Genomic DNA, 10,839 nt, shown 5'->3' with positions numbered 1-10,839 from the left:
CCTCGGGCCGGGCGACGGCTCGCCAACCCCCGGCGCCAGCCGGACGACCGTGGCGCCGAGCGGCACCGTGGCGCCGAGCGTGGCGCCGAGCCCGACGACCCCGGCAACGAGCGCCCCGCCGAGCCCGAACGGCAGCGGCAGGCCCGACCCCGGCGTGGCGGACCTGGGCACCCTCATGCTCCGGCCAGCGGATCTCGGGCCGGGTGCGTGGCGAAAGCAGCTGCCCAGCGAGCCGTTTTCCGGCGACACGTGGCGCTGGGCCGATCTGTGCGCGGCCTACCGCAGCTCCGACTACCCGTCGCTGCGCCGGCAGGCGGACCTCGACTTCACCGGGTACGCCACCGGCTCGGCCGGGTACGTCTACGAACACCTGCACCGGTATGCGGGCGGGTGGGGCCCGCGGGCACTCGACGATGTACGTCACGTGCTGGCGACCTGCGCCGGCACGGCGACACCGTCGACCGCGCCCGGAAGTCCGGCGCCCCGCAGGTTCACCGTCGTGGCCACCGGCTTCGCCGGGGACGAGGCGCTGCTCGTCCGCGAGGAGCAGTGGGCCTACGAGGGTGAGACGCTTGCCGCCGATCCGATCGTGACGCTCGTCGCGGTGGTCCGGGTCGGCGACCTGGTCGGCACCGTGATGTTCTCGCCCGACCGGGACGAGCCGTACGCGCGGATGGTCGCCACGTCGGCGGCGGGCCGGCTCGCGGCGGGGTAGCCGACGGCGGACGCGCCTGGCGACAGCTCCGCCCGGGCGGGGTGCGCTGCGCGCGGTCAGCTACCGGAGGTCGCGGCGGCCACCAGGAAGGACGGGTCACGGTCCAGATAGTCCTTGCCGCCGTCGGGACGCTCGGCAACGCTCTTGCATACTCCGGCCACCGGCGCTGTTGCGTTGCCAGATCGCTGGGCGCGCGTGATCCCTCAAGCTGGGCGGCCAGGTGTCGTTCGCCCAGTGGGCGCCTGGCTGGTGCACCGTTCCGTGTCGGCTTTGGTGCGACGCAGGTGCAGGTGGTGGAGGAGCAGGGGTGTCCTTCGGTGGCGCTTGCCGGCCGTGAGTGGGACGACACACCGCGCCGCCTGGAATTCCAGGCCTGCGATCCGACCTACGAGCAGTACGACCCGGAGGACAACGAGGGCCTGTGCCTGGTCACCGAGGCACATGCACCCAGTTGGAACGGACTGCGTTCGCTCCGACTGGACCGGGGCTCCTACGCGTGCGGTTGACCCGGGAGGCGGCCAAGGAACTGCGCTGCGCTCGCCGGCGCTCCAGGTTCGGCTTCGGCTCGAGCCGGCCGAACTGGCGGCGCTGCGCGTAGGGCTCGGCCAGGTGTTCGCGCTCACTGCAGTACACGCCACCCCGAAGCTCGACCTCGGCGGTCCGAACGCCACCGATGACCTGTTAGAGACCGACGACGAACGGTAGGCGCGGACTGCCCGCGCCAGCCGAGCGGCTGTCGACAGCAACCGCGCCGGACGGCTGCACCCTGCGTAGCGCTGGCCCGGATTCCCGTTTCGAGCCTGCGACCGTTCGCAGACGCCGATGGATTCCTCGCACAGGGCTTGTAGGCGAGATATCCGGGATGACGTGCCGGCTTCCGCGTTGCCGCAACGCTCGTCGGGTGGAGTCGGGGGCGAAACCCGTGTCGGCGATCAGCCGTTCGGGCGTGTGCGGGCCGGGCAGGTCCAGGCTCGTTGACGCGTTCGGCAGGGCCGTCAGTTGCGGGTTGTCGCCGGCCTGACCCGAGTGAGCAGGATCGACCACGGCCGACCACGGCCGACCGCGGCCGTCGACGGCGAGGTGGACCCTTCCTGCTCAACCACGACCCACCGCTACAAGAGCGGCAGGGCGCGCCCAAGGAGCACGAACTAAAGCATCAGGACCTCTCTTTCCGTCGTCTGCGGGCGTGGCGAATCGTCGGGCATTTGACATGGTGCCGGGGTCGATCGAGGCGGCGTTGCAAGAGTCGAAGCGCCGGCTCTGCGAAAAGCCGATGGATATCTGGGGCCCGCTTCGAAGAGGCAAGGAATCGTGCGTTGTTCGACGCTTACTCGAGGGGTTTCAGCCATGCGGAGTCACGCTCGCACGGCGGGTGGCGGTTCCGTCAGATAAACGTCTCTTCCCTGGTCACTTGCGATGGCCGACGACCAGGTGGCCCACCTGGCCGGGTGCGAAATGATTTTCTGAAAGGAGCGCCGATTTGCATTTGGTAAGTCTGCGGAACCGACAATGTTCGCATGCCGGTCCGCTCGGGTAAATGGCTGAGTCTGCTTGGTAGCAGGAGCCTTGTGAATGGGATTCATCGCTCCAGAATTTGAATCCGACCGGGGAATTGTTGCCCCGGCGGCTCTCACTTCAGGAGGTAAATCCCCATGAGTCAAATGAGATCGGGCGGACGCGGAGGCGCGGTCATGCGCCGAACCATTTTTCGCGTTGGCCGCTGCGATCGTCGCCGCCGGCGCGATCGGAACACCGGCAGTGGCCGACGGCAAGCCGGTCACCCCATCGGCCCAGCCGGCCGAGGCCGTGCCGGGCGGGTTCTCCACCTGGCGTGAGCTGTTCTCCGTGCAGGAGCGGCTCAACTCGGCCGCCGACGAGATCATGGCCGCCCGCGGCGACGGCTTCGCCGGCGTGGTCGCCGCGCCGGAAGACCGCAAGCTCACCGTCTACTGGAAGGGGCAGGTGCCCGGATCCGTCCGCAACCTGGCCAAGCGGCTCGCCGTACCGGTCAAGTTCAAGCCGGCCCGGTTCCACCAGCGGGAGATGGTCGCCGAGGCGCAGCGGCTCGCTGCCGACTCGCGTGCGGTTTCGGTGTCCGCCAAGGTCGACGGCAGCGGGCTCGCGGTGATCGTCACCGACAGGGCGCCGGCGGCGGGCAAGCAGGACGTCCTGCGTACCGCGCGGCTGCCGCTCAGCCTGAGCACCGCATCGCGCCCGACGCTGCTGAATCGCCAGAACGACTTCGCCCCGTACTGGGGTGGTGCGCGGTACTACGCCGGAGGTGGGTGCAGCACCGGGTTCGGGGTGTACTGAACGACGCCCGCCAGATCCTCAGCGCCGGGCACTGCGGGTCGAACGGTCAGGTCGCGTACGACGGTGGTGGCCCCACCAACACCATGGGGCCGATCATCAACGACAACAACCCGCGGGACACCCTGATGATCAGGGTCGCGGCAGCCGGCCGGATCTACACCGGACCGTACAACGCTGCCACCAGCATCGGGGTCGGCGGGGCGGCATCGGACTACGTCGGCAACTACGTCTGCGCCGGCGGCGCCTCGAGCGGTGAGCACTGCAACGTCCGGGTCAGCGTCGTCAACCAGTTCATCAACGTCGGCTACGTCATCGGGCCGGTGACGCAGGCCAACCACGTCACCGCCGGGGCCTGCGCCGCCGCACCGGGCGACAGTGGCGGGCCGGTGTACTCGTACCGCTCCGATGGGCGGGTCGACGCTCGCGGCACCATCTCCGCCGGGGTGACCGGCACGGCGGTCTGCCCCGGCGTCTTCGCCAACGGCTCCAGCACCGTCTGGTACGCCCCGTTGCTGCGGCCGGTGGGTGACGCGCAGATCGGCTCGCTCACCTACCACGGCGCCTCGCTCATCCAGGGCTGACGCGTATCCGGCGCCCAGCCGCAACGGGTCGGCGCCAAGCAGTGATCGAAGTAGCGTGGGCCGGTCCGCACGGGCCGGCCCACGCCGCTGACGGTCCCGAGCGCCTCCGCCGCTGGGAGTCGTCCCATGCAGGAAGGCCGCGAATGCGGCAAGCTCATCCGCCTGCGCGAGACGTCCCACTGGTTGACCGGCGCATCGAACTGCACGCGCGCCCAGCTGCAGTTCTGTGGTTTGGTGACCTCTTCGGCGGACCCGAAGTGGCCTCAGCTCCGCAGGGTTGTCATGGCGGCTTGGAGGAACTCGGCGATGGTGGGTGCCAGTTCTGCGTCGACCAGAGGGGTTGGGTTGTCCGAGTAGCCGGTGATGTCGAGGTAGACGTAGAGGTTGCCGGCGACGACGCGCAGGGTGTGCATCCCGTCCTGGCCGTTGGCCGGTGGCTGGTAGGCCCAGTCGAGCGCGTCGACATCGAGCGTCGCCCCTGCCGGGCCGGTGGGAGTGAGGGAGGTGGGTTGGTGGGCGTGGTGGAAGTCGAGGGCCTGTTGGGTGGTGTCGTGACGTCGGATCCAGAGCGCGATGGTGCCACCCCGGCTCTTCTTTCCGGTGCCGATCGTGCGCAGGCTGCAGTAGGCGGTGCCGTTGTAGATCTGTTCGTCCGGGTAGCCGGGGATCGGACCACCCAGCCGGTCATGGAACAGATCCAGCGGTAGCGTCCGACAGAATCCCTCTCCCGGCGTCGGGTAGTCCGATTGGGTCTGTGCGGTGGTCGGCCGAGGCGTGGGGCGGGGCGGGTTGCCTCGCAGCCGGCGGATGCTGTCGGTCACGAAGGCGCTGGTGGCGGTGCGCAGGGTGGCGGCCGTCGGCGCTTCGGCGCTCTTGTGCCCGGCCCTGACCAGTACGGTCATCACGAGGTTCCGGTCGAGGACATGAGCGGTGAGTTCGGACGCGAAGCCGGAATCGCGGTCCTGGTCCTGCCAGGCCAACGTGTCCACGTCGAGGTCTGTGCCCGGTGACTCCGTCGACGTGCTCTTGCCCTGGGTGCGAGTGCGGTGAGCGGCAGCGGCTTGCGCCGTGGTCGGGTAGGTGTACAACCACACCGCCACACCGCCGTACGGCGGGTCGTAATAGTCGGTGCCCTTGGTGGTGTCCAGATGGCACTCACCCATCAGCGTGTCGGTGAGACCGACCACCTCGACCGTGCCCCACGCGAACTTCCAGGCACCGAAGTCGGCGTATCGATGGCCGACGTGCTGTTCGAGCAGTTGAAAGGGAAGGGTCCGGCAGATGCCGTGCGACGGGTCGGCGTAGAGCACCGGTGATTGCGCCGATGGCGCGCCGCCGCCGGGAGTGGAACACGCGCCGACGGCCAGCAGCGCGACGATCACCGCGGCCAGCGCACGACGCCGCGCACACACCTTCGTGCCACTCACCTGGGACCTCCGACCGTAGACGGTGAAGCGACACCCTACCGAGCGCGCCACCCGCAGCACGCCCGGCTTACATCGTGGTACGGCCGACTGCCGCGAGTTGGCTGGGCACTACTGCGGCAGGGTCGAGAACCTGCTAGTGAACAGGCGACAGGAGGGAGATCCCGAGATCGGGCCGACCATCGAGCATCCACGTCGTTGTCCCGCTGCCCATCGGTCACCTTGGACCCGCCCCTGAACCCTGCTCGGACGGCGGCCCGGGGCGGCCGTGCAGTGGCTTCCCTCTGGCGCGGGAGTCCGTTCCCCTCGCGAGGGATGGCTGCCGCGTCCACGGTACCTATGGTTCAGGTCATGGGAGTCGGACCTGAACGCGGGGTGCGGTTGTGGTGGCGCTGCTCATGGCGACGATCTGGTCTTGACGCCCAGGGGACCAAGCGTGTCACGCAATGAGCCAACCGAGCCGGCCGGCTGCAGGCCGGCCACACGTTCCGCTGCATACGGCGCGATGAAGCTCGCGCAGGCGCTCGGCGATAGAACGCTGGCTGACAAGGACCCGGTGCCCCCGGAGTGGCGCGCCGCCACCGCCTGCCCGCGGCCCGTTCCTCGTAACCAGCCACGCGCTGCTGGTTGGGGCGGCGCTGCTCGCAACAGCTGTTGCCCTGACCACCGTCACTGCCCCTCGTGCAGCGCTGGATCGGGCACCAACGGTCGCGCCGCCCGAACCGGATGGGGCCTGACATGGTTGAGCTGAGGTCCTGAGCCATGACAAAAGTGCGCGACAAGGTTCATGTGTGGCCCCGCGCCCTGGCCACGGCCGCGTTCCTGACGTCAGCTATCACCGCGACCTGGCTGACCCTCGGGCATGAGAACGGGCCGGTGTGGTTGGTGGCATGGTGGCTTCCTGTGGTGATCATGGCGATCCAACTGTTCGCCGTGCGTCGTGAACCTTTCGAGGCGGCATGCCTGGCAGGAGGAGTACTGCTGCTGTTCCTTATGGTTCCGGGCATCTGCTTCTTGGTGTCTTTCCACCTTCCAGCGACGCTGCTTGTGCTCGCCGCTCCGGCTACGGATCCGCAGCGAGGCCGAGGCGTGCACGGATGATGTCGGCCCCCGGGGGGCTACCGGACGATGCGCACCGGTACGGGCTAACGGTTACGTGGACATGCTTTGGTTCGCAGCTGGGCGGACGATTGCGCTGCCTCCACGAGGCCCGAGCCCGCACCGATGATCGGCCGGCGCGACGACCTGCATCGTCGCGATCATGCGGTGGTGTTGACGTTCGGCGGTTTGCCCGTTGCGTTGCAGTCGCCCGTGGTGACAGTGGGCGCTGCTGGTGGTGTTCGGCGCGGTTACCTGTGTAGGGCTGTGGCCACTCCGGCTGCTCGTTCCGGCCATCGTGTTGCAGCCAACGCTGGTTCTCGCTCCCACACGCCGACCCGCCGAGCCGCGTAGCGGGTCGGCGGAAAAACTTCTGGCAGGGTGTCGAGCGGGCCGACCGCCGTTCGACGCGTAGGTGAGAAGGCACCCTGACATGAGGAGACAGCGATGCGGTTCATGGTAATCATGAAGGCCACCGCGGAGAGCGAAGACGGCGTGCTGCCCGCCACCGAAGACTTCGACACGATGGGCAAGTTCATCGAGGAACTGGTCGACGACGGCGTGCTGCTGGCCGCCGAGGGCCTCGCGCCCAGCGCCGGCGGCGCCCGGATCTACTTCGACGGCGACAAGCGGACCGTGGTGGACGGGCCGTTCACCGAGACCAAGGAGCTCATCGCCGGCTTCTGGCTGGTCGAGATGAAGTCACTCGAGGAGTGCGTCGAGCGGTTCAAGCGCTGCCCGATCCAGCGTCCGGGGAGTGGGGAGCAGACCAACCTTGAGATCCGACGGGCCTTCGTACCCGAGGACTTCGGCGAGGACTTCACCGCCGAGCAGCAGGAGGCCGTGGAGAAGCGGCGCGCGAAGGCCGCCGGGAACAACTGATCAGCACGGCCGGGGAGACGCGGCTTCGGCTCAAGGGCGAACCCGCCGACCTGGCATGAGCACTGTTGCGTCTGATCGCGCGGTGGGGTAGACGGGGGCCGTGGCCACCGACACCCACCGTGCGATCGAGGCGGTCTGGCGGATCGAGGCGCCCCGGCTCATCGCCGGGCTGACCGGGCTCGTCCGCGACGTCGGCGTGGCCGAGGAGCTGGCACAGGACGCGCTGGTCGCGGCGCTGGAGCAGTGGCCAGCGGAGGGCGTGCCGCGCAATCCGGGCGCGTGGCTGATGACCACCGCCAAGCGCCGGGCCATCGACCAGATCCGGCGCAACGAGACCTTTAAGCGCAAGGTCGAGGAGGTCGGCCGCGAACTGGAGGAATCCACCCCGGACATCGGCGCGATGGTCGCCGAGGACGACGGCATCGGCGACGACCTGCTGCGGCTGGTGTTCGTGGCCTGCCACCCGGTGCTGTCCACGCAGGCCCGCGCCGCGCTGACCCTGCGGCTACTCGGCGGCCTGACCACCGACGAGATCGCCCGGGCCTTCCTGGTGCCGGAACCGACCGTGCCGCAACGGATCGTGCGGGCCAAGAAGACCCTGGCCAAAGCCCGGGTGCCGTTCGAGGTGCCGCAGGGCGCCGAACTGGCGGCCCGGCTCTCCTCAGTGCTCGAGGTCGTCTACCTGATCTTCAACGAGGGCTACTCGGCCACCGCCGGCGACGACTGGATGCGGCCGGCGCTGTGCGAGGACGCCCTGCGGCTGGGCCGGATCCTGGCCCGGCTGGCCCCGCGCGAGCCCGAGGTGCACGGCCTGGTGGCGCTGATGGAGATCCAGGCCTCCCGGGCGGCCGCCCGCACCGGCCCGGGCGGCAAGCCCATCCTGCTGGCCGACCAGAACCGGGCCCGCTGGGACCAGTTGCTGATCCGCCGCGGCTTGGCCGCGCTCGAGCGGGCCGAGACCCTGATCGCCGGCAAGCCCGGCCCGTACGTGCTGCAGGCGGCCATCGCCGCCTGCCACGCCCGCGCCCGCCGCTTCGAGGACACCGACTGGGAGCGCATCGCCTGGCTCTACGAGCAGCTGGCCGAGACGATGCCGTCCCCAGTGGTCGAGCTGAATCGCGCGGTGGCACTGTCCATGGCGTTCGGGCCGGAGACCGGGCTGGCGCTGCTGGACCAGCTGATGGCCTTCCCGGCCATGCAGAACTACCACCTGCTGCCCAGCGTGCGCGGCGACTTCCTGGCCAAGCTGGGCCGGCACGCCGAGGCGCGGGTGGAATTCGAGCGGGCGGCGTCACTGACCCGCAACGAGCGGGAGCGGACCCTGCTGCTCAACCGCGCCGCCGCCTGCGATCAGCCGGTGCGAACGGACCATTCCTGAACTCCGAGTTGAGGAATGTCCTCTGGCCGTCCTGGTATCCGGATCTGGCGCGATCCCCGCGGTGCAACGTCTCGGGTGGTGCCCGCTCCTGCCGATGAGCGGATGCTGACCGCACCGCCTGTATCAAGGGGACCGGGCGGCTATCCGAACTGGTCAGCCAGCTTCGTCAGCTTGGTGACGTACGCCGGCCAGTCATAGTCGTCGGGGATGTTGGTGCTTTCCCTCCGCAGGCCGATCGCGCTGTCGTGCTGCTCGCGCATGATGTCGGCGTGCCCGGCGTGACGAGCGAGGTCGCAGGTCACGTGGACGATGATCCTGTGCAGCGTCACGGCCTGTCGACCCGTCTGCCACCACGGCACCTGCCCCGGCGCGTCGAGCGGTAGCTGTTCGATCGTCTGATCCGCGAACACTCCGACACGGCGATACAGGTCGATCAGCCCATCCTTCGTCTCGTCCTCGCGCGCGTACCAGTCTGCCTGCGGGTCCTCCTCGAACGCCTGCATGGGGACCAGCTCCTCAGGCGTCGGGAATTCGCGCCCGAAGGTGGGCCCGAAGTAGCCGGCTTCGACGTTGAGGCAGTGCTTGAGTACTCCCAGCAGGTTGTTGCCGGTCGCGGTGCGGGGCAGTCTGGCCTCGCGTTCGCTCAGCCCGTCGAGCTTCCAGATCAGGTCATCGCGAGTCGCTTGGAGGTAGTGGTGCAACGCAGCCTTCGGGTCGTCCAGATCAGCCATGCCTGCCAGTCTTCCTCATGGCCGAGCCAGCGTGCGAGGTGTCGCCTGCAAGATCAGCACCGGCTGGGTGGTCGGCCTGCGGGCCTGCCGACATCCTGAACTGCCGATGTGCGGATACTCGCGGCGTGCCGGATCGCGCGGGTTGATCGATCCTCCACGGCTGCCTTCCACCGGGACGCACGGTCGGGGAAGATCTGCTCGTGATCTCCGCCATCCATGAACTCCAGCTGGCCTTCGACGAGGCTGAGCTACACGCGGACACCGACGCGCTGAACGCGTTGCTGGCCGACGACTTCCGATCCATTGGTGAGCAGGGCCACGTGCTGAACAAAGCCCAGTGGGTCGGCAAGTTCGCCGAGTTCGCCTACACAAGCTTGGCGAGCAGCGAGATCGAGGTGTGTTTCTACGGTCACGCGGCCATCGTCCGGTGCATCCAACGCAGCCGATCGGCCTGGCGCGGGCAGGAGATGGCGTTGACCGTCCGCGTCAGCCAGACCTGGGTCGAGCTCCCCGGCGGCTGGCGGCTGGCCGGCATCCAGTTCAGCTCCTTTGGCGGCGAGTGACGGCGCGGTGCACGCTCATGCCGCAACTCGTGCATCGAGCGGCCGCAACCTTCGACCCGCCCCAGCGTTCGGAGCACGTAAGCAGTGCGCTGCGGTGCTACCGGTGCTTGGCGTTCCCTGAGGACTGGAGCGTGTCGGCGATGAGGCGGAGTTGTTCCGGCGACAGTTCACGCCACGGAATTCCGAGCGTGGACATCTCAACCTGCTCCAAAGCCGGAGGATCACGAGTACATCAGGTGCAGCGTCATCCCGGCGTCGGCGTGCGCCAGGTTGTGGCAGTGGTTAGCCCATGTTCCGGGGTTGTCGGCCCGGAACGCCACCTCCCAGACGTCGCCGGGGCGCACGTCGAAGGAGTCCAGCCACAGCAGACTCCCGGTCGCCGCTGCTCCGTTGCGAGCCAACACCAGGACGTGATGCCCGTGCAGGTGCCACGGGTGCACGACCTGGGACCGGTTCACGATCGTGAACTTGACGATGTCGTCGAGGCGTACAACCTGCGGCGGGATGTCCGGGTCGGCCGCGCCGTTGACGGTGTGGGCGTACCGCGGAAGCAGTCCGTGCAGGTCCAGGCCGCGGTCGAGAACGAGGGTGAATTCCTTGTCGATCCGGGACCACGGCACCGGAGAGGTGACGCCGTAGGTGAGCGGATCGAGTACCGGCCACGCGGCGGTCGCCGCTGAGACCGGTCCGGTCGAGTAGACCGCGCGTCCGTCGACGAACAGGGCCACCGGCGTGGCGGGCGCGGTGAACACCAGGTCGTAGCGTCCCCCGGCCGGGATCAGCACGGCGGTGTCCACGAGCGACGTCGGGCTCTGCAGGTCGGATCCGTCGATCGCGGCGACCCGGAACGGGGTCCCGGCCAGGGCGTACCGGTGCGTCGTGCTGTCGGTGTTGATCAGCCGCAGCCGCACCGGCACCCCCGCCTCGACCGGCTCCATCCTCGGTGCAGGCAGCGGCAGGCCGGAGAGGGTGTGCACCGGAACGGTGATGTCGACGCCGGTCCCCGGCGCCGGGCGCACCACCAGGACACCGTAGAGACCCATCCGGACGCCGAGGTCGGAGACCGAATGCGTGTGGTACCAGTACGTCCCGACCTGGTCGGCGCGGAACCGGTAGACGAACTCCTGTCCGGGCAGCACCGCCGCCTGCGTCAC

General features: G+C 69.0%; 11 protein-coding genes and 1 pseudogene. 8 read left to right on the top strand and 4 right to left on the bottom strand.

Annotation, left to right across the window (positions count from 1 at the left end):
* The first annotated feature begins 175 nt into the window (after nucleotides 1–175).
* Nucleotides 176–715, top strand: a complete 540-nt coding sequence (locus JNW89_RS16480; RefSeq protein WP_238449589.1) for a hypothetical protein — start codon at nucleotides 176–178, stop codon at nucleotides 713–715.
* A gap of 284 nt (nucleotides 716–999) precedes the next feature.
* Nucleotides 1,000–1,221 (top strand): hypothetical protein, encoded by a 222-nt coding sequence (locus JNW89_RS16475; protein ID WP_238449588.1) that lies wholly within the window; start codon nucleotides 1,000–1,002, stop codon nucleotides 1,219–1,221.
* Between the two features lie 343 nt (nucleotides 1,222–1,564).
* On the opposite strand, the pseudogene JNW89_RS16470 reads toward JNW89_RS16475, so the two are convergent.
* Nucleotides 1,565–1,804 (bottom strand): annotated as a pseudogene (locus JNW89_RS16470) (IS5/IS1182 family transposase); the annotation flags it as partial.
* A gap of 624 nt (nucleotides 1,805–2,428) precedes the next feature.
* Here JNW89_RS16470 and JNW89_RS16465 point away from each other — a divergent pair.
* Nucleotides 2,429–3,028, top strand: coding sequence for a hypothetical protein (locus JNW89_RS16465; RefSeq protein WP_238449587.1), 600 nt, complete (start codon nucleotides 2,429–2,431; stop codon nucleotides 3,026–3,028).
* Nucleotides 3,001–3,609, top strand: coding sequence for a S1 family peptidase (locus tag JNW89_RS16460; protein WP_238449586.1), 609 nt, complete (start codon nucleotides 3,001–3,003; stop codon nucleotides 3,607–3,609). The genes JNW89_RS16465 and JNW89_RS16460 overlap by 28 nt, the downstream gene beginning before the upstream one ends.
* Nucleotides 3,610–3,872: 263 nt before the next feature.
* Here the strand turns inward: JNW89_RS16460 and JNW89_RS16455 are convergent, their stop codons facing one another.
* Nucleotides 3,873–4,991 (bottom strand): hypothetical protein, encoded by a 1,119-nt coding sequence (locus JNW89_RS16455; RefSeq protein ID WP_238449585.1) that lies wholly within the window; start codon nucleotides 4,989–4,991, stop codon nucleotides 3,873–3,875.
* An 804-nt stretch (nucleotides 4,992–5,795) separates the two neighbouring features.
* Between JNW89_RS16455 and JNW89_RS16450 the strand changes: the two genes are divergently transcribed.
* The 3 genes from JNW89_RS16450 (at nucleotide 5,796) to JNW89_RS16440 (ending at nucleotide 8,391) form a co-directional block, all read left to right on the top strand.
* Nucleotides 5,796–6,134 carry a hypothetical protein gene (locus JNW89_RS16450; RefSeq protein WP_238449584.1) on the top strand — a complete coding sequence of 113 codons (339 nt, stop codon included), beginning with the start codon at nucleotides 5,796–5,798 and terminating at the stop codon, nucleotides 6,132–6,134.
* Between the two features lie 444 nt (nucleotides 6,135–6,578).
* A complete protein-coding gene (locus tag JNW89_RS16445; RefSeq protein ID WP_238449583.1) occupies nucleotides 6,579–7,013 on the top strand; it encodes a YciI family protein in 435 nt (144 codons plus the stop codon).
* A 100-nt stretch (nucleotides 7,014–7,113) separates the two neighbouring features.
* Nucleotides 7,114–8,391, top strand: a complete 1,278-nt coding sequence (locus JNW89_RS16440) for an RNA polymerase sigma factor (RefSeq protein WP_238449582.1) — start codon at nucleotides 7,114–7,116, stop codon at nucleotides 8,389–8,391.
* 140 nt (nucleotides 8,392–8,531) lie between these two features.
* On the opposite strand, the gene JNW89_RS16435 is transcribed toward JNW89_RS16440, so the two are convergent.
* Nucleotides 8,532–9,122: a DinB family protein gene (locus JNW89_RS16435; RefSeq protein WP_238449581.1), complete on the bottom strand. Its 591-nt coding sequence runs from the start codon at nucleotides 9,120–9,122 to the stop codon at nucleotides 8,532–8,534.
* A gap of 200 nt (nucleotides 9,123–9,322) precedes the next feature.
* On the opposite strand from JNW89_RS16435, the gene JNW89_RS16430 reads away from it, so the two are divergent.
* On the top strand, nucleotides 9,323–9,685 hold the full coding sequence (locus JNW89_RS16430) for a nuclear transport factor 2 family protein (RefSeq protein WP_238447443.1): 363 nt from the start codon (nucleotides 9,323–9,325) through the stop codon (nucleotides 9,683–9,685).
* A 221-nt stretch (nucleotides 9,686–9,906) separates the two neighbouring features.
* On the opposite strand, the gene JNW89_RS16425 is transcribed toward JNW89_RS16430, so the two are convergent.
* Nucleotides 9,907–10,839: multicopper oxidase family protein (locus tag JNW89_RS16425; protein WP_238449580.1), on the bottom strand; the 933-nt coding region annotated here is incomplete at its 5' end.

The sequence above is a fragment of the Micromonospora sp. 4G55 genome, assembly GCF_016803375.1.
This window is presented reverse-complemented; position numbering and strand designations above follow the sequence as displayed.